The sequence below is a fragment of the Luteimonas sp. BLCC-B24 genome, from assembly GCF_028550595.1.
Lineage (GTDB): Bacteria > Pseudomonadota > Gammaproteobacteria > Xanthomonadales > Xanthomonadaceae > Luteimonas.
Genome location: NZ_JAQQGN010000011.1, coordinates 67421 through 89829, shown reverse-complemented (window position 1 = coordinate 89829; position 22409 = coordinate 67421). Strand labels below are relative to the sequence as shown.

At 70.3% G+C, this 22409-nt stretch carries 14 protein-coding genes; 7 read left to right on the top strand and 7 right to left on the bottom strand.

Annotated elements, in window-relative coordinates; all coding sequences use genetic code 11:
* From PQS31_RS16515 to xerD, 4 genes are all read right to left on the bottom strand, one after another.
* Positions 1-2174 (bottom strand): ESPR-type extended signal peptide-containing protein (locus tag PQS31_RS16515; protein WP_272763944.1); only part of this gene is annotated, 2174 nt, incomplete at its 3' end.
* Positions 2175-2641: 467 nt separating this feature from the next.
* The gene (purL, locus tag PQS31_RS16510; protein WP_272763942.1) at positions 2642-6547 is read right to left on the bottom strand and encodes a phosphoribosylformylglycinamidine synthase; all 3906 of its coding nucleotides are present in this window, start codon (positions 6545-6547) and stop codon (positions 2642-2644) included.
* 91 nt (positions 6548-6638) lie between these two features.
* The gene (locus tag PQS31_RS16505) at positions 6639-7448 is read right to left on the bottom strand and encodes a DsbC family protein (RefSeq protein ID WP_272763941.1); all 810 of its coding nucleotides are present in this window, start codon (positions 7446-7448) and stop codon (positions 6639-6641) included.
* Between the two features lie 956 nt (positions 7449-8404).
* Positions 8405-9382 (bottom strand): site-specific tyrosine recombinase XerD, encoded by a 978-nt coding sequence (gene xerD, locus PQS31_RS16500; RefSeq protein ID WP_272763940.1) that lies wholly within the window; start codon positions 9380-9382, stop codon positions 8405-8407.
* A 44-nt stretch (positions 9383-9426) separates the two neighbouring features.
* Here xerD and PQS31_RS16495 point away from each other — a divergent pair, with 44 nt between their 5' ends.
* Complete coding sequence (locus PQS31_RS16495) at positions 9427-9900, top strand: RDD family protein (protein WP_336314359.1); 474 nt, start codon at positions 9427-9429, stop codon at positions 9898-9900.
* A 398-nt stretch (positions 9901-10298) separates the two neighbouring features.
* Here PQS31_RS16495 and lptG read toward each other — a convergent pair whose 3' ends face one another.
* Together lptG and lptF are read right to left on the bottom strand one after the other, a co-directional pair.
* Positions 10299-11417 carry an LPS export ABC transporter permease LptG gene (gene lptG, locus PQS31_RS16490; RefSeq protein ID WP_272763938.1) on the bottom strand — a complete coding sequence of 373 codons (1119 nt, stop codon included), beginning with the start codon at positions 11415-11417 and terminating at the stop codon, positions 10299-10301.
* Positions 11414-12499, bottom strand: a complete 1086-nt coding sequence (gene lptF / locus PQS31_RS16485; RefSeq protein ID WP_272763936.1) for an LPS export ABC transporter permease LptF — start codon at positions 12497-12499, stop codon at positions 11414-11416. The genes lptG and lptF overlap by 4 nt, the downstream gene beginning before the upstream one ends.
* A 135-nt stretch (positions 12500-12634) precedes the next feature.
* Between lptF and PQS31_RS16480 the strand changes: the two genes are divergently transcribed.
* The 6 genes from PQS31_RS16480 to PQS31_RS16455 all read left to right on the top strand — a co-directional run bounded on the left by PQS31_RS16480 (position 12635) and on the right by PQS31_RS16455 (position 21266).
* The gene (locus tag PQS31_RS16480; RefSeq protein ID WP_272763935.1) at positions 12635-14113 is read left to right on the top strand and encodes a leucyl aminopeptidase; all 1479 of its coding nucleotides are present in this window, start codon (positions 12635-12637) and stop codon (positions 14111-14113) included.
* A 67-nt stretch (positions 14114-14180) separates the two neighbouring features.
* On the top strand, positions 14181-14606 hold the full coding sequence (locus PQS31_RS16475) for a DNA polymerase III subunit chi (RefSeq protein WP_272763934.1): 426 nt from the start codon (positions 14181-14183) through the stop codon (positions 14604-14606).
* A 107-nt stretch (positions 14607-14713) separates the two neighbouring features.
* Complete coding sequence (locus tag PQS31_RS16470; RefSeq protein ID WP_272763933.1) at positions 14714-17653, top strand: valine--tRNA ligase; 2940 nt, start codon at positions 14714-14716, stop codon at positions 17651-17653.
* A 326-nt stretch (positions 17654-17979) separates the two neighbouring features.
* Positions 17980-19329, top strand: a complete 1350-nt coding sequence (locus tag PQS31_RS16465; protein WP_272763932.1) for an NAD(P)/FAD-dependent oxidoreductase — start codon at positions 17980-17982, stop codon at positions 19327-19329.
* A gap of 31 nt (positions 19330-19360) precedes the next feature.
* Positions 19361-20170 carry a zinc transporter ZupT gene (zupT, locus tag PQS31_RS16460; RefSeq protein ID WP_272763931.1) on the top strand — a complete coding sequence of 270 codons (810 nt, stop codon included), beginning with the start codon at positions 19361-19363 and terminating at the stop codon, positions 20168-20170.
* 25 nt (positions 20171-20195) lie between these two features.
* On the top strand, positions 20196-21266 hold the full coding sequence (locus PQS31_RS16455) for a serine hydrolase domain-containing protein (protein ID WP_272763930.1): 1071 nt from the start codon (positions 20196-20198) through the stop codon (positions 21264-21266).
* 87 nt (positions 21267-21353) lie between these two features.
* Here the strand turns inward: PQS31_RS16455 and rpoH are convergent, their stop codons facing one another.
* Positions 21354-22232: an RNA polymerase sigma factor RpoH gene (gene rpoH / locus PQS31_RS16450; RefSeq protein WP_272763929.1), complete on the bottom strand. Its 879-nt coding sequence runs from the start codon at positions 22230-22232 to the stop codon at positions 21354-21356.
* Positions 22233-22409 lie beyond the last annotated feature (177 nt).

Genomic DNA, 22409 nt, shown 5'->3' with positions numbered 1-22409 from the left:
GCATCGGCGCCGTAGCCGAGCGCGGTCGACAGGAAGCCCGTCGCCTCGCTGTAGCTGCCGGTCGCCGTCGCCCCGTCACCGGAGGCGATCGCGCGGAAGCCGCTGGCCAGCGCCTGCTGGCCGGACGCGTTCGATTCGGCGCCCACGGCCGTCGCATACGGGCCGGAGGCCTGGGCCGAAGCGCCCAGCGCCGAAGCCCCTTCGGCATCGGCGACCGCGTTGAAGCCCAGCGCCGTGGTCCGGTCGCCCTGTGCGAAAGCACCGCTGCCGACGGCCGACGCGCCCTCACCGAAGGCATCGCTCGATGCGCCGAGCGCGGTCGCGTAATCGCCCTCGGCATTCGCATTCGAGCCGGAGGCCGTTGCGTCCTCGCCCTGCGCGTAGGCCTCGCCCTCGCCGGTCGCGCGGAAATAGCGGGCATCGGCCGTGGCTTCTTCGAGCTGGCCGAGATTCACCGCGTCGGTGGCCTCGGTGCCGGCGGCGACATGGGTGATCTGACGCTCGTTGCCCGCGCTGCCCACCGACACGCTGTCGGCGCGATCGGCGATCGAATCCGCGCCCAGCGCCACGCTGTTGGCGGCGACGGCTTCGGCGAAATTGCCGACGGCCGTGCTGTTGAAGCCGCCCGCCCAGGCCGCGCCGCCGATCGCCGTCGAGAAGTCGCCCGAGGCCTCGGTGACGTAGAGCCCGCCGAGTGATCCGCCGACCGCCACGCTGTTGAGGCCGGTCGCGGTCGCCGCCTGGCCGACCGCGGTGCTGTAGCCCCCCGTGGCCGTGGCATCGGCGCCCAGCGCCACGCTGCTCGTGCCCGATGCGGTGCTCGCATTGCCGTAGGCCGAGCTGTTGAGGCCCGAGGCCGAGGCGTTGCCGCCGGCGGCGGTCGCGAAATCACCCGAGGCGTCGGCACGGAAACCGAACGCGGCGGCTTCGTCGCCGCTGGCCACGCTTTCGGCGCCCACCGCCGTCGACACGTCCCCGCTCGCCTCGGCGAAGAAGCCCAGGGCCGTGGCCTCGATGCCGCTGGCCTCGGCCAGTGCACCGCTGGCGAGCGCGCCGTCGCCACTGGCCACTGCCGCCGCGCCGGTCGCGGTGGAGAGTTCGCCGCTAGCCTCGGCGCGCGCGCCCACCGCGACCGCGTCCGCGGACGAGGCCACCGCGTTGAACCCGAGCGCGGTCGCGGTCTCGCCGATGGCGAAGGCGCCGCTGCCGTAGGCCGATGCGCCAGTGCCGAGTGCCTGCGCCGAGGCACCTACCGCGGTCGCGTAGCCGCCGTCGGCCGCCGCACCGGACCCGGCGGCCACCGCGTCGTCGCCGATGACCTCCGCCTCGCCGTCGCCGCTGGCCTGGAAATAGCGGCTGGTCTCCTCGGCCACATCGGCGACGGCGTCGAGCTGGGCCACGTTGACCGCGTCGGTGGCGTTGACGCCGGCGGCGAGATTGGTGATCCGGCGCGTGGCGGGTGCGCCGCCCGCGCCGGTGCCATTCCCGAGCGACACGGTGTCCGCCTCGCTGGCGATCGCGCCGTGGCCGATCGCCACCGCATTGGTGGCCGGCGCCTGCACGATGGCCGCGCGTCCGAGCGCCACGCCGCCGGTGGCGAGCGCCTGCGCGGTGAAGCCGACCGCGGTGCTCTGCTGGGCGCCGGCGCGGGCATTCGACCCCAGGGCCGTCGCGCCGGTCTGCTGGGCGTTGGCGCCGGCGCCGGTCGCCGTGGCATTGGCCGCCGTGGCCCGCGCATTCGCGCCCACTGCGCTGGCGCTGGTCGCGGTCGCCTGCGCCGAGGCGCCCAGGCTCACGGTGTTGGGCGAGGAGGCATTGGCTGCCGCGCCAATGGCGACGGCCTGCGCGCCCGTCGCCCGTGCGTCGGTCCCGATGGCCACCGCATTGACGCCGCTGGCGACCGCGCTGCCGTCGACGGCGCAGCGATCGATCAGCGGCCATCCGGCGACCACGCACGGGCCGCTGTCGCCGATCGCCACCGACTGTGCGAACGCGCCCGGTGCCCCCAGTCCGAACAGCACCACGCCCAGCGCCACCGGCAGGCCGGCCCGCATCTGGCCCGACACCGGTCCGGCACCGGTCGGGGCGCCTGCGCTGTCGCCCGAAGCGAATTCCGACGCGACGACGAGCTGACCGAGTGCCTTGTTCCAGACCTTGCGATAGATGCGATTCATCGAATTCGGTTCCTTGTCTCGAGTGATAAGGCGGCGCACGTGACCGGCAGTGCGGTCCCGGGGTTCGCGGAGTGGACGGGCGCGTGGCGTGCAGCGGATGGCCTGATCGCGACGGTTTTCCGTCGCTCGAAACGTGGTGTTTCACGGAATCCGGCCAAAACTGAACATCCCCCAACTGAAACGCCGTTGGCCGATACTCGGACTGACACGGCGCGTCAGTCAATACCCAAACGCGCGTTCAGGTGAAGATCGCATCACGGCATGATCTGACCTCATTGGTCACGACAATGATGGAGCGCCAGGCGTTTGTCGCGGCGACAGTCGCCTTTCGAAGGTGCTAGCGGTCGCAAAGCCGTGGCGTCGGCCGGTGATTCCGGCCGCGCTGTCGATAGATTCTGCCTATCCAAAAGTGCGACACAAAAAAAGGCCCGCACAGGGCGGGCCTTGGACACGACGGCGGGTCGGCGTCAGCCGAGTGCGCGTCTTGCGTTGCGGAACATGCGCATCCACGGGCTGTCGTCCGGCCACGTCGGCGGCGCCCAGCTCAGATTGACCGTGCGCAGTGTGCGCTCGGGATGCGGCATGAGGATCGTCGCCCGGCCATCGGCCGAGGTGAGGCCTGCGATCGCGTCCTCGGACCCGTTGGGATTGGCGGGATACACGGTCGCCGGCACGCCGTCGCCGTCGATGTAGCGCAGCGCCACCGCCGCCGCGGCGCGATCCGCTGCCGAGTCGAACTGCACCCGGCCCTCGCCGTGTGCGATCGCCACCGGGATCCTCGAGCCCGCCATCCCGGCGAAGAACAGCGAGGGCGAATCGTCCACCTCGAGCAGGCCGAAACGGGCTTCGAACTGCTCGCTGCGGTTGCGCAGCAGACGCGGCCAGTGCTCCGCACCGGGAATGACCGCCCGCAACTGCGACAGCATCTGGCAGCCGTTGCACACGCCCAGCGAGAATGTGTCCTCACGGCCGAAGAACGCCGCGAACGCATCGCGCAGCGCCTCGCGTTCCATCACCGACGTGGCCCAGCCGCGGCCCGCTCCCAGCACGTCGCCGTAGCTGAAGCCGCCGCAGGCCACGAAGCCCTGCATCGACGCGAGGTCGGCGCGGCCCTCGATCAGATCGCTCATGTGCACGTCGACCGCCGCGAAGCCGGCGCGGTCGAACGCCGCGGCCATTTCGATCTGGCCGTTGACGCCCTGCTCGCGCAGGATCGCGACCCGCGGACGTGCCCCGGTCGACACGAACGGCGCCGCCACGTCGTCGGCCGGGTCGAAGGTCAACACCGGCTTGAGGCCGGGCGCGGCGAAATCACGCGCGGCGCGTCGTTCTTCCTCGGCGCTCTGCGGGTTGTCGCGCAATGCCTGCATCGCGTGGGTCACCGACCACCAGGCATCGAACAGCGCATCCCACTGCCATTCGGCGAGCCGCTCGTCGCCGTCGTGGACGCGGATGCGCGGCGTGCTCGTCGGCCGCGCGATGCGCTGGGCGCATTCGATCAGGCCGTGACGCGCGACGAGATCGGCGAATTCCGCACGGTCCTCGGCGGCGATCTGCACCACCGCGCCCAGTTCCTCCGAGAACAGGGTGCGCACCGCGTCGCGGCCGCGCTCGTCACCCCAGCCTTCGAGATCGATGTCGAGGCCCAGGTGCGAGCAGAACGCCATCTCGCACAGCGTGGCGAACGCGCCGCCGTCGGAGCGGTCGTGATAGGCGAGCAGCAGGCCGGCCTCGCGGGCATCGCAGATCAGCTCGAAGAACGCCTTGAGCCGGCTGCCGTCGTCGACGTCCGGACAGGCGCCGCCGAACGCGCCGAAGCACTGTGCGAGCACCGAGCCGCCGATGCGCTGCTTGCCGGCACCCAGACCGATCAGCCAGAGCTCGGTATCGGGCTCGCGCGACAGCAGCGGCGTGAGCTGGGCGCGCACGTCCGGCACCGGCGCGAAGGCGCTGATCACCAGCGACACCGGGGACACCACCTTGTGGGCCACACCGTCAGACTGCCACTGCGCCTGCATCGACAGCGAATCCTTGCCGACCGGAATCGAGAGATCCAGTGACGGGCACAGGTCCAGCGCGATCGCGCGGACCGCGTCGAACAGCCGCGCTTCCTCGCCGGCATGCCCCGCAGCGGCCATCCAGTTCGCCGACAGCTTCACCCGGTGCAGGGTGTCGACCGGCGCGGCGCACAGGTTGGTGATGGCCTCGCCGACCGCCATGCGCGCGGCGGCGGCCGAGTCGATCAGCGCCAGCGGTGTGCGCTCGCCGATCGCCATGGCTTCACCGGCGAAGCCTTCGAAACCGGACAGCGTGATCGCGCAGTCGGCGACCGGCAGCTGCCACGGACCGACCATCTGGTCGCGCGCGGTCAGGCCGCCGACGCTGCGGTCGCCGATGGTGACCAGGAACGATTTGGACGCCACCGTGGGATGGGCGAGCACGCGCAGGCCGGCCTCGTGCAGATCGATCTCGCGCGTCGCCAGCGTCGGCCAGCGATGCGCGGACAGCCGCTCGGCCTCGCGGTGCATCTTCGGCGGCTTGCCGAACAGCACGTCCATCGGCAGGTCGATCGGGTGCGGCCCGGCGAGCCGCGTCGGGCTGGCGCTCCCGTCGGCCGGGAGCACGCCGTAGCCGACCGTCAGGTGCTCCTCGGCCGTCGCCACGCCGACCACCGCGAACGGGCAGCGCTCGCGCGCACACAGTGCAGTGAAGTCGTCCACACGGTCCTGCGGAATGCCGAGGACGTAGCGCTCCTGGGATTCGTTGCACCACAGCTGCATCGGCGACAGCGACGGATCGTCGCTGGGCACGCGGCCCAGATCGATGATCCCGCCGACGCCCGAGTCGTGCAGCAGTTCGGGAATCGCGTTCGACAGACCGCCCGCACCGACGTCGTGGAACCACAGGATCGGATTGCGTTCGCCCAGTGCCACGCACCGGTCGATGACCTCCTGGCAGCGGCGCTCCATCTCCGGGTTGTCGCGCTGCACGGAGGCGAAATCCAGGTCTTCGGCACTCTCGCCCGAGGCCACCGAACTCGCCGCGCCGCCGCCCAGACCGATCAGCATCGCGGGGCCGCCGAGCACGACCACGGCGTCACCCGGCGACAGCGTTTTCTTCTCGACCATCGTGCGATCGATCGCGCCGAGGCCGCCGGCGAGCATGATCGGCTTGTCGTAGCCGCGCACCAGGCCGGCGTCGCCTTCCGGCAGTTCGAAGCTGCGGAAATAGCCGAGCAGATTCGGCCGGCCGAATTCGTTGTTGAACGCGGCGCCGCCGAGCGGGCCGTCGAGCATGATCTCCAGCGCCGGCGCCATGCGCGGGTTCAGCGCGCGCGCGCCCTCCCACGGCTGCGGCAGGGTGGGGATGCGCAGATGCGAGACCGAAAACCCGGTGAGGCCGGCCTTGGGCTTGCCGCCGCGGCCGGTCGCGCCCTCGTCGCGGATCTCGCCGCCGGCACCGGTGGCCGCGCCCGCGAACGGCGAGATCCCCGTCGGATGGTTGTGGGTCTCGACCTTGATGCAGAACGCGCTGTCGACCAGCGGCTCGCTGCGGTATTCGAACGACACCGGATCGGGCCGGAAGCGCCGCGCCGGATAGCCCTCCACCACCGCCGCGTTGTCGCTGTAGGCCGACAGCGTGTGCTCGGGCGTCTGCGCGTGCGTGTGCCGGATCATCCGGAACAGCGACTGCGGCTGCGCTTCGCCGTCGATCGTCCACGAGGCGTTGAAGATCTTGTGCCGGCAGTGCTCGGAATTGGCCTGGGCGAACATCATCAGCTCGACGTCGGCCGGATCGCGGCCGAGCGCGCCGAAGCGCTCGCGCAGGTACGCGATCTCGTCGTCGGCCAGGGCCAGTCCCAGGCGCGCGTTCGCCGCCTCGAGGTCGTCGAGCGCGATGCGCTCGACGTCGCCGCGCGGCGGCACCGCGAACAGGGCATCGGCGTCGGCGACGTCGTCGAGCAGCGACTGGGTCATCGGGTCGTGCAACTGCCGGGCCACGGCACCGGCGATCGCGGGGTCGGTCGGCCAGCCGTGCAGATCGATCCGCAGGCCGCGCTCCACGCGGCGCACCGGCAGGCCTGCACCGCGGAGCAGTTCGGTCGACTTGCTGGCCCAGGGCGAGATCGTGCCCAGACGCGGCGAGACGATGCGCGACACCACGCCTTCGGCCGGCGCGGGGACCGGGCCGGCATCGACCTCGAGAATCCGCCGCAACGTGGCGTCGTCGGGCACCTGCCCGGGCTCGGCCTCGACGAAGTAGACGTGCCAGGCGTCCACGATCCGGAGACCGGGCGCCACTGCGCGCAGACGCGCTTCGAGCCGTTCGCGGCGGAACGGCGACAGGGCCTGCTGGCCCTCGAGGACGATCATGTCCGGGGAAACCGTATTTCAGGGCCGGCCATTGTAGCCAATGGCCGGCGCCGCCGCCCCGACGGCGGCTGTCTGCGACGCCGCGGGCGCTTCAGCGGTTGCCGCCGCCCTCGGCTTCGAGCCGCTGCAGCGCCGACAACAGCGCATCGGGCGGCATGTAGCCCGGCATCTGGGTGCCGTCCTCGGCCACGATCATCGGCGTGCCGGTCAGGCCGGCGCGCTGGCCCAGCGCGTAATGCGCAGCGACCGGGTTGTCGCAGGTCTTCGGCGGCACGCGGCGGCCGGACTTGGCGTCGGTCAGGGCCTGGCGGCGATCGTCGGCACACCACACCGACTCCATCAGGCGGAAATCCTCGCTGCCCGGGCCCATGCGCGGAAACGCCAGATACTCGACCGCGATGCCGAGCTTGTTGTAGTCGGCGATCTCCTCGTGCAGACGGCGGCAGTAGCCGCATTCCACATCGGTGAACACCGAGACGGTGTACTTGGGATTGGCCGGCGCGAAGATGATGCGCTGGTCCTCAGGCACCTCGGACAGCAGCCGCTTGCGCAACTGCGACAGGCCGGCCTGGCTGAGATCGCGCTTCTCCTCGGCATCGAACAGGCTGCCCTGCAGCACATAGCGGCCGTCGTCGCTGACGTAGAGCACCTGGCCCGAGACGATGACTTCCTGGAAGCCCGGCAACGGAGCATCGGACACGCTTTCGATGTCCACGCGCGGATTGATCGAGAGGATGGCGTTGCGCGCGTTGGCGGCCGGCGAGCCGGGGGATGCCGCCTCGGCCGCGGTGACTGCGCTGGGCGCGGCCTCGGCGCCGGGCGCCGCCGCGTCCGGACTGGTGCCCTGGGCACAGGCGGACAGGCTGAAGGCACTGAACAGCGCGAACACGTATCGCTTCATCGATTCTGGCGACCAACGGCGGAGACAGCTCCGGGGCCGGCAATTCTGGCACGAAGCGGAAAGGGGGACCGGAACGCCCCGCCACAGCCCGGACACCGTTCATGCCGGAGGCGGAGAGCGGCGCTGCCGGCGCCAGGGCGCCGACGGCCGTCCGCGCCCGTGCAGCGGCGCAACGCCGGACAGGCATTCGCGTCCAGGCGTGCGCCCCGGGGACAGGGCGGGATCGGCCCGCCGGTTCGGCGGCCACCCGCCTCGCCGGGCGCGCGGACCACCGCACGGACAGGAGGGCATCGAGGTACTGCCGAGCGGTCGACGCCGCGTGTGGCCCGGCGAAGCACGCCGGGCGTTCGCGCGTGCGCGAGCCGGCATCGACCCGACGCCGGTGCGCGGGTGCATCGCCCGCCCGGCCTCGCGAAGCACGCGAGGCGTTCGACGCGCCCGCGGTCGGTATCGACTCTTGTCGAGTATTGATGCATCGCTCGTCCGGCCCGGCGAAGCACGCGAGGCGTTCGGCGCACCCGCGGTCGGCATCGACTCTTGTCGACGTAGTGATGCACCGCTCATCCGGCCCGGCGAAGCACGCCGGGCGTTCGCGCGTGCGCGAGCCGGCCTCGACCCGACGCCGGTGCGTGGGTGCATCGCCCGCCCGGCCTCGCGAAGCACGCGAGGCGTTCGACGCGCCCGCGGTCGGTATCGACTCTTGTCGACGTATTGATGCATCGCTCGCCCGGCCCGGCGAAGCACGCCGGGCGTTCGCGCGTGCGCGAGCTGGCATCGACCCGACGCCGGTGCATGGGTGCATCGCCCGCCCGGCCTCGCGAAGCACGCGAGGCGTTCGGCGCACCCGCGGTCGGTATCGACTCCTGTCGACGTATTGATGCATCGCTCGTCCGGCCCGGCGAAGCACGCCGGGCGTTCGCGCGTGCGCGAGCCGATGGCTCGCAAGCCGCACGCGCTCACCCCCTCGGGTGGTGGGTGGTGTGGAGGCGCTTGAGCTGTTCACGGGCGACGAGGGTGTAGATCTGGGTCGTGGACAGGGAGCTGTGTCCGAGCAGCATCTGCAGCGCGCGCAGGTCCGCGCCGCGGTTGAGCAGATGGGTGGCGAAGCTGTGACGCAGCCCATGCGGACTGATGCGCGCGGCGTCGATGCCGGCGAGTACGGCGTAGCGCTTCACGAGTGCCCAGAACTGTTGCCGGCTCATCGGCGTGCGGCTGGCGGTCACGAACAGCGGGGTCTCGCCCTGCGCACCGCCCGGCAGCGCGCGCTTGCCGGTCAGCGCCCCGCGCGCGTCGTCGAGATAGCGCTGCAACCAGTGCTGCGCCTCCTCGCCCAGCGGCACCAGCCGTGTGCGACCGCCCTTGCCGGTCACGCGCAACGCGCCCTGGCGCAGGTTCACGCCATTGGCCGGCAGGCCGGTCAACTCGCTGACACGCAGGCCGCAGGCGTACATCAGCTCGAGCATGGTGCGGTCGCGCAGGCCCTCGGGCGTGCCGGTATCGGGCGCGTCGAGCAACGCATCGATCTGCGACTCGCTCAAGGCCTTGGGCAGCGAGCGCGGCAGCTTGGGCGGGTCGAGCAATGCGGTGGGATCATCGGTGCGGCCGTGGCGCCGCTGGCGATCGGCGTAGAACGCGCGCAGTGCCGACAGCAGCCGGGCGTTGCTGCGCGGCGACCAGCCGTGGCGCGTACGCCAGGCCAGATGCTCGAACAGGGCACCGCGATCGGCGTGCGCAATGCCGCCGTCGCGGCCGTCGCGCCAGCGCGCCAGGCCTTCGAGATCGCGGCGGTAGGCGGCGGCCGTCTGGACGGCGATGCCGGTATCGGCCCAGAACGCGTCGAGGAAGCCCTCGATCGCCGCCCGATCGTCGTCGCGCAGGGGTGGAAGCGCGGTCGCGAGCGCACGGCGTTCGGCGGGTGTGGTGGCAGTCGACATACGCCCAAGCTTAGCCGCCGCGCCGCTATCCTTCCGCGATGCCGATGCCTGCCCCCTCTGCCCAAGCGCACCCGCCGTGGATCGGCCGCCGCCTGCTCGCGCTGCTCTACGACCTGTGGCCCGCACTCGCCCTGTGGCTGCTGCTCTCGGCGGTGTTCACCGCGGGCTACACCCTGCTCGGCCGCCACGACCCGCACGAGAACATCGCACCGCTGAGCGGCCTGCAATGGGTGCTGTGGCTGTGCTGCTGGGGCGTGACCGGGCTGTACGCGGTGGTGAGCTGGCGGCACGGCGGCCAGACCCTGGGGATGCGTCCCTGGGGGCTGCGCGTACGCACGTCGGGCGGCGACCGGCCGCACGTCGGCGCCCTGTGGCTGCGCTTCGCCGTCGGCACGGTGTCGCTGGCCGTCGGCGGCCTCGGCTTCTGGTGGGCCTGGTTCGATCGCGACCGGCTGACCTGGCACGACCGGGCGAGCGGCACGCGCGTGCTGCGCGAGGCGACGCGCGGTCGGGATTGACGATGGCGCGCTGCCGCTGCCGGAGCGGTGTCGCGTACCCCTAGATGCGAGAAGCGTGGGCACGGTCTCCGGGCTGTACGCGTGGCGACATGCGCGCGGCCTGACAGCACGTGGCAGGCCGCCAGGCTCGCGTTGCGACGACGGTCGAACGGCCGGCCCGACATTCCGGCGCGCGAAGCGCGCGAGGCGTTCGTCGCCACGCGCGTGGCGGTCGAACGTGCTATCGGCTCTTCACTCCAGCGCGCGTCCGGCCCGGCGAAGCACGCCGGGCGTTCGGCGCACCCGCGCGGCGGCGGTCGAAGCGCTATCGGCTCGCCGTTTCCGCGCGTGTCCGGCCCGGCGAAGCACGCCGGGCGTTCGGCGCACCCGCGCGGCAGTGCCGCGCAAACGGGTGCGCCTCACCCACTCCGCTTCCGGAAGAGGCTCCAGGAGACGATCAGCATGATCGCCGGGGGAATCAGATAGGCGAGCCGATAGTCGAGGCGGTACACCGCCGCCAGCTTCACCACCTGGGTTTGCGCCAGCCAGAAGCCCAGCGCGAAGACCACGCCGATGAACAGACGTTTGCCGGCATTGCCGCTGCGCAGGGAGCCGAACGCGAACGGAATCGCGGCCAGACACAGGGCCAGGACATTGAGCGGATAGAACCAGCGCCCCCAGTAGTGTTCCTCGAACTCGCTGGCGTCGAGCTGGTTGCGCTTGCGGTATTCGATGCCCGCCCGCAGTTCGCTCGACGGCATGTAGCGTGGCCGCCAGATGTTGCTGGCGCTGGCGGCGAGCGTGGACGCATCCAGCTGCGACGCCCACTGCTCTTCCAGGGCTTCGGTGCGGGTGACCGCACGCGGCTCGAACCAGGTGCGCTGCACCTCGAGCAGGCGCCAGCCGTTGGCGCCGTGCTCGGCGGTCTTGGCGTGGGCGACCGATTCCAGACGCCCGTCGGCGGCGAATTCGAACAGACGCACGTCCTGCAGCTGGATCCGGCTGCTGCCGCCCTCGCGGATCTCGTTGCCGTTCTGCGCATTGAGGAAGGTGTCGCCCTCGCGCGCCCACAGGCCCGAATAGCGGCCCAGAATCATGTTGTCCGACAACGCGGCCCCGCGCATCGAATCACCGGCGCGCTGGGACGCCGGGCCGACCCATTCGCCGTTGACGACCATCAGGGCGGTCAGGGCGACGAGCGGCAGCGCGACCGAGAGGCTGATCCGCGTCCGCGACAGGCCCACGGCGCGCATGGCGATGAGCTCCGACGTGGCCGCCAGCTGGCCCAGTCCCATCAGCGAACCGATCACCGCCGCGGTGGGGAACATCGTGTAGGCACGGCGCGGAATCGTGTAGATGACGTAGGTCAACGCCTGCATGAAGCCGTACTGGCCCTGGCCGATGTCGTCCATCTCCGGCAGCAGGCCGCTCATCACCGTGTCGAGGCCGGTCAGCACCACCCACGTGGCCAGCACCATCACCGTGATCACCCGGGCGACGTAGAGATCGTGGATGCGCAGCAGCGGACGGATCGTCATGACGCGCGCTTCCAGACCGGCGCCTTGACCCGCCCGTCGCTGACGTACATCCAGATGCAGAACACCAGCAACGGCAACACCAGCCACCACAGGCCGAGCGCGGCCGGCACCTTGCCGTCTTCCACCCAGTCGGTGCCCATGATCATCAGGTTCATGCCGAGCACATACGCCAGAAAGCCCATCATCATGCGGCCGTAGCGCGCCTGCCGCGGCGGGCTGCGCGCCAGTCGCACCGCGAGCAGCGCGAAGGCCAGCGCCAGCAGCGGCGGCGCCATGCGGAAATGCAACTGCGCCTGCGCGGCCGGACGGTCATCACCGAACAGCGCGAGTGTGGGCGCGAGTTCCGGCTCGTCGGAGCGGGATCTCGCCTCGACACTGGGCAGCCGCAATTCATTGCTGGCGTAGCGCATCAGCCGGTAGTCGAGCCCCGCATCGAGGGGGCCCTCGACGCGGAATCCTTCGTCCAGACGCAGGAAGCGGCCGTCGCCGTCGACCGTCAGTTCGCCGGTCATCGCCGTGGTGACGTCCATGCGCCCCTCGTCCTGGCGGTAGACGAACACCCGGCCGAGCTGGCTGCCGTCATCGGACATCGCGTTGACGTAGATCACCCCGCCACCGCCGGGAAATTCGACGAAACGCCCGGCCTCGAGGCCCGACACCAGCAGACTGCGTTGACCGGCCTCGATCATGCGCTGCGAATAATCACGCGCCCACGGGCCCAGCCACAGCGAACAGGCGCCGATGAACAGCACCATCGGCCCGACCACCAGCATCAGCGGCCGCAGCAGGCGCTTCGGCCCCACGCCGACCGAGGTCAGCACCGGCATTTCGGTATCGCGGTAGAGGCGGCCCACGGCCAGCATCAGCCCCAGCATCAGGCCGAGCGGGAGGATCAGCGGCAGATAATTGAGCACCTGCAGGCCCAGCTGGGCCAGCATCAGACCGGCCGGCACCCGGCCGCGGGCGATGTCGCTGAGCACGTCGGCGAACACGCCACCCAGGCTGACGATCAGCAGCACCACGAGGGCGGCGAAGGTCGACTGGGCGAACTCGCGGAACAGGTAACTGTCGAGCTTCGGCATCGGGTGCAGGGGCTTTGCTTTAGACTTGGGGGTTCGTCCAGCCGCGCCGATCCGGCGCATCCGACCCGGCAAGCCTCTCACTGGCGCCGCGCACTGGACCGTGAAGTGTACCGATCACTCTATGGAATCTGGTTGATGACCCTCGAATTCTCCCTGAACCACGCCGCGCCCGCCGAACTGGCCACCGACTGCCTGGTGGTCGGCGTCTTCGCTGACGGCCCGCTCACCGGAGCCGCCGAAGCGGTCGACGCCGCCAGCGGCGGGCGCCTCGCCGCCCTCGCCCAGCGCGGCGACCTCTCCGGCAAGGCCGGCCGCACCAGCCTGCTGCACGATCTGCCCGGCCTCGCCGCCACGCGCGTACTGGCCGTCGGTCTCGGCGAGCACGCCAAGTTCGGCGCCTCGCAGTACATCAAGGCCGTCGGCGACGCGGTCCGCGCCCTCAAGGACGGCAGCTGCAGCAACGCCACGCTGGCCCTGGCCGACCTCGACGTCGCCGGCCGCGACACCGCCTGGAAGATCCGTCAGGCGGTGATCGCCGCCGACCACGCGGCCTACCGCTATGTCGCCACGCTGGGCGCCCACAACAAGAAGCGCGAACCTTCGACGCTGGCCACGATCACGGTCCACGGCGACGACGCCGACGCCCTCGCCCAGGGCAAGGCGATCGCCGCCGGCGTGAAGTTCGCTCGCGAGCTCGGCAACCTGCCGCCGAACATCTGCAATCCGGCCTACCTCGGCGAACAGGCGCAGGCCTTCGCCGCGCGTTTCGACAAGGCCAGCTGCGAGGTCCTCGACGAGCACCAGATGGAAGCGCTGGGCATGGGCTCGCTGCTCGCGGTCGCGCGCGGTTCGGCCAACCGCCCGCGCCTGGTGGTGCTGAGCTGGAACAACGGCGGCGACGCCAAGCCCTATGTGCTGGTCGGCAAGGGCATCACCTTCGATACCGGCGGTGTCAACCTCAAGACGCAGGGCGGCATCGAGGAAATGAAGTTCGACATGTGCGGCGCGGCGACGGTCATGGGGACCTTCGTGTCGGCGGTCGGCCTCGATCTGCCGATCAATCTGCACGTCGTCGTGCCGGCCGTGGAGAACGGCATCGACGGCAATGCCTATCGGCCGTCGGACGTCATCACCAGCATGTCGGGCAAGACCATCGAGGTCGGCAACACCGACGCCGAAGGCCGCCTGATCCTGTGCGACGCGCTGACCTACGCCGAGCGTTTTGAGCCGGCGGCGCTGGTCGACGTGGCCACGCTGACCGGCGCCTGCATGGTCGCGCTGGGCACCCAGGCCACCGGCCTGATGAGCAAGCACGACGACCTGGCCGACGAGCTGCTGGCCGCCGGCGAGCACGTGTTCGATCGCGCCTGGCGCCTGCCGCTGTGGGACGAGTACCAGTCGATGCTCGACTCCAATTTCGCCGACGTCTACAACATCGGCGGCCGCTGGGGTGGCGCGATCACCGCCGGCTGCTTCCTGTCGCGCTTCACCGAGAAGCAGCGCTGGGCGCATCTCGACATCGCCGGCAGCGCCAGCGGCAGCGGCAAGATGGCCTACGCCACCGGCCGCCCGGTGGGCCTGCTGAGCCAGTGGCTGATGGACCGGGTTGCCTGACCGGTCCGGGCCCGACGGGGATCGCGCGCGACGCCGTGTCCCCGTCCGTGGCCCGACCGCCGACGCCATGGCCCGTGCCGATTTCTATCTGATCGCCAAGCCGCGCTTCCGCGAGGAACCGCTGCGCCTGGTGTGCGAACTGGTCCGCAAGGCCTATGCGGCCGACCTGTGGACGCTGGTGCTCGCCCGCGACGCCGAGCAGGCCGAGGCCCTCGACGACATGCTCTGGGACATGGGCGAGGACACCTACATCCCGCACCAGATCGCCGGCATGGACGACGAGGACGACGTCACGCCGGTGCTCATCGCCACCCCTGACATCGACATGCCGATGCGCGCGCTGGTGATCAACCTGCGCGACACCGTGGCGCCCGCCGGCTTCGAGCGCGTGCTCGAGGTGGTGCCGGCCGACGACTCGGCCCGCGAACCGCTGCGCGAGCGCTGGAAGCAGTACAAGGCCGCCGGCCTGGACGTCGCGAAGCACGATATGTGAGGCACAGGGATTCGGGATTGGGGATTGGGGATTCGAACGCGAACTCCGCCCCGCCTGTATCCCTGCTCTGCCCAATCCCGAATCCCCAATCCCGAATCCCACGCCCTATGCCCCTCGCCCAAAGCTACGACCCCGGTACCTTCGAAGCCCGCCTGTACGCGGAATGGGAGCAGAGCGGCGTGTTCCGGCCGCAGGGCGACGGGCCGGCGTACACGATCCTGCTGCCGCCGCCGAACGTCACCGGCACGCTGCACATGGGTCATGCCTTCCAGCACACGCTGCAAGACGCGCTGATCCGCTACCACCGCATGCTCGGCCATCGCACGCTGTGGCAGATGGGCACCGACCATGCCGGCATCGCGACCGAGATGGTGGTCTCGCGCAACCTCGCGCTCCAAGGCGCGGGCGAAACCCGCGATTCGCTGGGCCGCGACGGCTTCATCGACAAGGTGTGGGAGTGGAAGGCCAAGTCCGGCGGCACGATCGAGCGCCAGATGCGGCGTCTCGGCACGTCCGGCGACTGGACGCGCAGTGTCTTCACCATGGACGACATGCCGTCGAAAGCGGTCATCGAAGCCTTCGTGCGCCTGCACGAGAAGGGCCTGATCTATCGCGGCAAGCGCCTGGTCAACTGGGATCCGGTGCTCGACACCGCGATCTCCGATCTGGAGGTCGAGAACCGCGAAGTGCCCGGCCACATGTGGCACTTCAAGTATCCGCTGGCCGGCGGCGAGACCTACGAATACATCGAGCGCGACGCGGACGGCACCATCACCCTGCGCGAGACGCGTGACTACATCTCGATCGCGACCACGCGCCCGGAAACCATGCTCGGCGACGGTGCGGTCGCGGTGCACCCCGACGATGCGCGCTATGCGCCGATCGTCGGCAAGCTGTGCGAGATTCCGGTCGGGCCGAAGGCGCATCGGCGGCTGGTGCCGATCATCACCGACACCTATCCCGATCCGGCGTTCGGCTCGGGCGCGGTCAAGATCACCGGCGCCCACGATTTCAACGACTACCAGGTCGCCGCGCGCAACGGCATCCCGCTGTACGCGCTGATGGACAGCCACGCGCGCATGCGCACCGATGGTCTCCCCTACGAGGAGAGCGCGGAGATCGCAGGCGCGATCGCGCGCGGCGAGCGCGAGGCCGGCGACGTCGGCGCAGTCAATCTGGTGCCCGACGCGCTGCGCGGGCTGGATCGCTACGAGGCGCGCAGGCAGGTCGTGGAGCAGATCACGGCAGAAGGCCTCGCCGTGACCGATGCCGACGGCAATCCGGTCGTGGATTCGAAGCCGATCATGCAGCCCTTCGGTGATCGCACCGGTTCGGTGATCGAGCCGTTCCTGACCGACCAGTGGTTCGTCGCGATGGACGAACTCGGCCGACGCGGCATGGAACTGGTGGAGAGCGGCGCGGTGAAGTTCGTGCCGCCGAACTGGGTCAACACCTACCGCCACTGGATGGAGAACATCCAGGACTGGACGATCAGCCGCCAGCTCTGGTGGGGCCACCGCATTCCCGCGTGGTTCGACGAGGCCGGCAACATCTACGTCGGCCGCGACGAGGCCGAGGCGCGCGCGCGCGGCGGCATCGGTGAGGAGGTCGCGCTGCGCCAGGACAGCGACGTGCTCGAGACCTGGTTCTCGTCGGCCCTGTGGCCCTTCAGCACGCTCGGCTGGCCCGACGCGGACGCGATGCGCGAGCGCGGCTTCGACGACTTCCTGCCGACCAGCGTGCTGGTGACCGGCTTCGACATCATCTTCTTCTGGGTCGCGCGCATGGTCATGCTGACCGACGCGCTGACCGGCAAGGTGGCCTTCAACGACGTCTACATGACCGGCCTGGTCCGCGACAAGGACGGCCAGAAGATGTCGAAGTCGAAAGGCAACATCCTGGACCCGCTCGACATCATCGACGGCATCAGCGCCGACGCACTGGTCGCCAAGCGCACCACCGGTCTGATGAAGCCGACCGACGCGCCGAAGATCGAGAAGGCCACGCGCAAGGAATTTCCCGACGGCATCGCCGCGCACGGCGCCGACCCGCTGCGCTTCACGATGGCCGCGCTCGCCGGTCCCGGCCGTGACATCAAGTTCGATCTCGGCCGCGCCGAGGGCTACAAGAACTTCTGCAACAAGCTGTGGAACGCGACGCGCTTCGTGCTGATGAACACCGAAGGCCTCACCGCCGCAGGCGCGCCCGAGCCGACCACGGACGCCGAGCGCTGGATCCTCGCGCGGCTGGCGATCACCGCCGACGAGGCGCGTGCGCACTTCGGCAGCTACCGCTTCGATCTGCTGGCGCAGACCGTGTACGAATTCGCTTGGAACGATTTCTGCGACTGGTTCGTCGAACTCGCCAAGCCGGCGCTGCTCGGTGAGGACGCGGCCGCCGCGACGAGCACCCGCCAGACCCTGCTGCACGTGCTCGAATCGCTGCTGCGTCTGCTGCACCCGTTGATCCCGTTCGTCACCGAGGAACTGTGGCGCGAGGTCGCACCGCGGATCGGCATCGAGGCCACGACGATTTCACTCCGACCCTACCCCGCGGCCGATGCCGCGCTGGTAGCCTCGTATGCGCAGGCCTCCACCGATGTCGAGTGGCTCAAGCAGATGGTCGGCGCGCTGCGCCGCATCCGCAGCGAGCTGGGCGTGTCGCCGTCCAAGCAGGTGCCGCTGCTGGTGCGTGCCGGCGCTGCGAACGACGTCGCGCGCATGCGGCGCTTCGGATCGCAGCTGCGCTTTCTGACGCGCCTGTCGGCCATCGACACGCTCGACGGCGAGCCGCCGCCGGCCGCGTCGGCCCTGGTCGGCGAGCTCGCGCTGTTCGTGCCGCTCGAAGGCCTGGTCGATCTGGATGCCGAGCGCGCGCGCCTCGACAAGGAGCTCGCCCGGATCGGCGCGGAGAAGGACAAGAGCGCCGCCAAGCTCGCGAAGTTCAGCGACAAGGTACCGGCGGCGGTCGTCGACCAGGAGCGCCAGCGCCTCGCCGACTGGACCGCGCAATACGACGCCCTCGCCGCGCAACGCGCGCGGCTCTGAGACGGACGGCGTCGGCCCGCACGGCCGGCGCGAACGACCGCGCACGCGCGCGTAGGGCCGGCGTCCGCCGAGGATCGCGCCCGCAAGACTGGCGTCGCCCGCGAGCAGCGCGGCAGAGGAAGCGGCGGAACCCGCGGCATCGTACGGCCCCGTCCCGCGCATCACACCCGGACGGGTGCGGTGCCGGCCGGCGGGCTGCTGCGCTCGTCGCGACTCGGTTCGGGTGACGCCGTTTGCACGACGCCGGCGCGCGCGCGGCCCACGCACTGACAGGCTGTTGCAGCGGCGCACCTACAATCGGTCGCCACCTCACAGCGGATCCGTCCATGGCGAATCCCGGTTCTGTTCCCCACGTGGTCATCGTCGGCGGCGGCTTCGCCGGCCTCTGGGCGGCGCGTGCGCTGGCGCGTGACCCGGTGCGGATCACGCTGATCGACCGCGGCAACCACCATCTGTTCCAGCCCCTGCTCTACCAGGTGGCGACGGCCGGGCTTTCGGCGCCGGACATCGCCGCGCCGCTGCGCCATATCCTGCGCAAGCAGGACAACGTGGAAGTGCGCCTGGCGGAGGTCGAAGGCATCGATGCCGATGCGCACACCCTGCGTCTCGACGGCGGCCAGACGCTCGGCTTCGACCGGCTGCTGCTGGCCAGCGGTGCCACCCACGCCTACTTCGGCAACGACCACTGGGCCGCGCACGCGCCCGGGCTGAAGACGCTCGACGACGCCCTGTTGCTGCGTCGCCGTCTGCTGCTCGCGTTCGAGCGCGCCGAAGCCGAATCCGATCCCGAGCAGCGCGCGGCCTGGCTGAGCTTCGCCGTCGTCGGGGGCGGGCCGACCGGTGTCGAGCTCGCCGGCACGCTGGCCGAGATCGCCCGGCACACGCTGCGCAGCGAATTCCGCCACATCGACCCCGCGTCCGCGACGGTGCGTCTGGTCGAAGCCGGGCCGCGCGTGCTGGCCTCGTTCCCCGAGGATCTGTCGCAGCGCGCGCAGCGGCAGCTCCAGAAGCTCGGCGTCGACGTGCTGACCGGCACCGCGGTCGAGGACATCGACGCCGAGGGCTTCTGCCTCGGCGGCAGACGGGTCGCGGCGCGCACGGTGATCTGGGCCGCGGGTGTCGCCGCCTCGCCCTTGGGCGCACTGCTCGATGCCCCGCGCGATCGCGCCGGCCGCGTGCGCGTGGCCCAAGACCTGTCCGTGCCGGGGCACCCCGACATCTTCGTGGCCGGTGATCTCGCCGCAGTGGAGAGCGACGGCCGCCCGGTCCCGGGCGTGGCGCCGGCGGCCAAGCAGATGGGCCGGCACGTCGCGGCGAACATCCGCGCCGGCCTGCGCGGCCAGCCCCGCGCGCCGTTCGTGTATCGCGACTTCGGCAACCTCGCGACCATCGGCCGCATGGCCGCCGTGGTCCACGTCGGCAAACTGAAACTCTCGGGCGCCGTCGCCTGGTGGTTCTGGCTGATCGCGCACGTGTTCTTCCTGATCGGCTTCCGCAACCGCGTGGTCGTGCTGCTCAACTGGACGATGGCCTATTGGACCTATCAGCGTGCGGCGCGGATCATCTTCGGCCCTGCGCCCGAGGTCGGCCCGGAGGCCGAGACCGAAGACACGACGCTCGAGGCATCCGCTAGCATGGCGCCGCGCCCATCCGGGCCGGACACGCCGGCCGACTGAGCCGCGTTCTCCCCTCAGCCGGCCACCCCGCATGACCGACATCGCCACCGATCACTTCTGGATCGCCCTCGCCGTCACCACGGCCGCCGGCCTGGCGACCGGGCTCGGCAGCCTGCTGGTGCTCTTCGCCCGGCAGCCCAATGCCCGCCTGCTGGCCTTCGGCCTCGCCTTCGCCGCGGGTGCGATGGTGTACGTGTCGCTGACCGAGATCCTCGACAAATCGATACTCGCCTTCACCAACGCCTACGGCGAGCAACTCGGTTTCACCTGGGGCACGCTGTCGTTTCTCGGCGGCGTGCTGTTCATCGTCGCGACCGACCGTCTGGTGCCGAATCCGCACGAACGCCTGGAAGTGGACGATCCCTACTTCCGCGAGCACAACGCCAGCTACGTCAAGCGCGTGGGCCTGCTGACGGCCGTGGCCATCACCGCGCACAACTTCCCCGAGGGCCTGGCGACGTTCTTCGCCACGCTGTCGAACCCGGGCGTCGGCATGCCGCTCGCCTTCGCGATCGCGATCCACAACATTCCCGAAGGCATCGCGATCGCGGTGCCGGTCTACTTCGCCACCAACAACAAGCTCTACGCGTTTCTCGCCTGCCTGCTGTCGGGCCTGGCGGAACCGGTCGGCGCGTTGATCGGCTACGCGGTGCTGCGCCCGTTCCTGTCCGAACCGGTGTTCGGCGTGGTCTTCGGCCTGATCGCGGGTGTGATGGTGTTCCTCGCCCTCGACGAACTGCTGCCGGCCGCCAAGCGCTACGCCAAGGGCCATGAGACGGTCTACGGCCTGGTGACCGGCATGGCGGCGCTGGCGATCAGCCTGGTGCTGTTCAAGTGGTGAACTGAGACCCCGTCACGGAGGCTGCATGCGACGTCGCGCGGTGTTGGGAGCGATCGGTGCCTTGGCGCTCGCGCCCGCGTACGCCCATGCCGAACGCGATGACCACGCGCTGCTCGACGCGATCGATCTCGATGGCGCACCGGGTGCCGCGATCGGCGTCGTGCGTGCGGGCAGGATCGTGGTGCTCGGCGGGCGTGGCCGACGCGGACCGTTCGATGCACGGACCCCGGGCGCCGACACCGTGTTCGAGATCGGTTCGCTGACCAAGACCTTCACTGCATGTCTGGTCTTCGCACTCGCGGCTGACGGTCTGCTCGACATCGACGCGCCCATCGCCGCTTACGTCGACGACCTGCCGCTGACCTGGCGGGACCGCAGCCTCGCCTCGTTGCTCGCGCACACCGGCGGCCTGCCGGAGTATCTCGACGCAACGAACTTCCGCACGCTGATGCCGCAGGCGCTGACACCGCGCGAGATCGTCGCGATCGCGGCCGATCGGCCGCTCGCGTTCGCTGCCGGGACGCGACACGTCTACAGCAACACCGGCTATGTGTTGCTCGGCATGGCTGCCGAGGCGGTCGGCGGGGCGTCCTACTGGACGCAACTGGACACGCGATTCTTCCGGCCCGCCGGAATGACGCGTACCGGTCCGCGCACGCAGGTACAGGCCGGCGACGATGTCGCGACGGGACGTTTCTGGACCGGCGTGGATTGGGACGACGTGCCGCCACCTGCAGCGCCGGGTGCGACGTTCTCTGCAGGCGGCCTGGTGTCCACCGCGCGCGATCTGGCCCGCTGGGCGATCGCGCTGGACGCTGGACAGCTGGTCGACGCATCGCTCCGTGAGCGCATGTGGCGCCGGGCGTTGCTCGCCGACGGCACCGCCATCGACTGGGGACTGGGCTGGAAGATTGAAGCCAGCAGCGAGCGGCCCGTGGTCGCGCACGGGGGCGGCACTGCCGGCTTCTCGTGCTGGTTCCGGCGCGATATCGCCGCGCGTCTGACCACGATCGTGCTGACCAACCAGAACGGTCGCGCCGACCCAGCTCTCATGAGCGACGCACTGGAGGCGGCGCTGCAATCCCAAAGTCGCTAGCCGGGCGCAGCCTTGCCGCATTGGCAGCGCCTGGAACGAAAACGGCCCGCTTGCGCGGGCCGTTCCGTCTGAAGCGCGAGACTCGGATCAGGCTGCGAACAAGGCCTTCATCTTCTTCAGCGCGTTCGCTTCGACCTGGCGGATGCGCTCGGCCGACACGCCGTACTCGTCCGCCAGCTCCTGCAACGTCACCTTGTTCTCGTCGTCCAACCAGCGGCGGCGGATGATGTCGCGCGAGCGCGCATCGAGCTTCGACAGGCCTTCGCGCAGCAGGTCGAGCTGGCTGTCGGCGCTGTCGTTGCGCTCGTAGGCCTGGGCGGGGTCCTCGTCCTGGGCCACGAGATAGGCGACCGGCGCCGGCGGGGCGTTGTCGTCGTCCTCGCCCGCAGGCGCGTCGAAGCCGACATCGCGACCCGAAAGCCGCGACTCCATCTCGAGCACCTCGCGCTCGGAGACGTTGAGATCGGCCGCCACCGCCTTGACCTCGCTCGCGTTGAGCCAGCCCAGGCGGGTCTTGGACTTGCGCAGATTGAAGAACAGTTTGCGCTGGGCCTTGGTCGTGGCGACCTTGACGATGCGCCAGTTCTTCAGGATGAACTCGTGCATCTCCGCGCGGATCCAGTGCACGGCGAAGCTCACCAGGCGCACGCCGACATCGGGGTCGAACCGCTTCACGGCCTTCATCAGCCCGATGTTGCCTTCCTGGATGAGGTCACCCAGCGGCAGGCCGTAGCCGTTGTACCCCCGGGCGACGTGCACCACGAAGCGCAGGTGCGAATGCACCAGTTCGCGCGCGGCGTCGAGATCGTCGTTGTCGCGGTAGCGGCGGGCCAGGGTCTGCTCGTCGTCGACCGTCAGCACCGGAATCTGGTGCACGGCGCCGATGTAGGCATCGAGCGACCCCAGCGGGCTGGGAATCGGCAGGCTGTTGGCAACCAGGGCGTGGGTCATCGTCTGCGTGCTCATGAGTGGGGATGTTAGCAGTCGATGGATATGACTGCTAAGGGCAGGAAAAGTTCCGTACGTTCCAAGGGTGGAACGTTCAGCGTCGCCGGCCCTGTTCGACATCGGGATGGTGCATGTCACTTGCAAGGGGTGCCCGGAGGCGGCGCGATCTCGTGATCGCCGTCCGCGATCGGGACC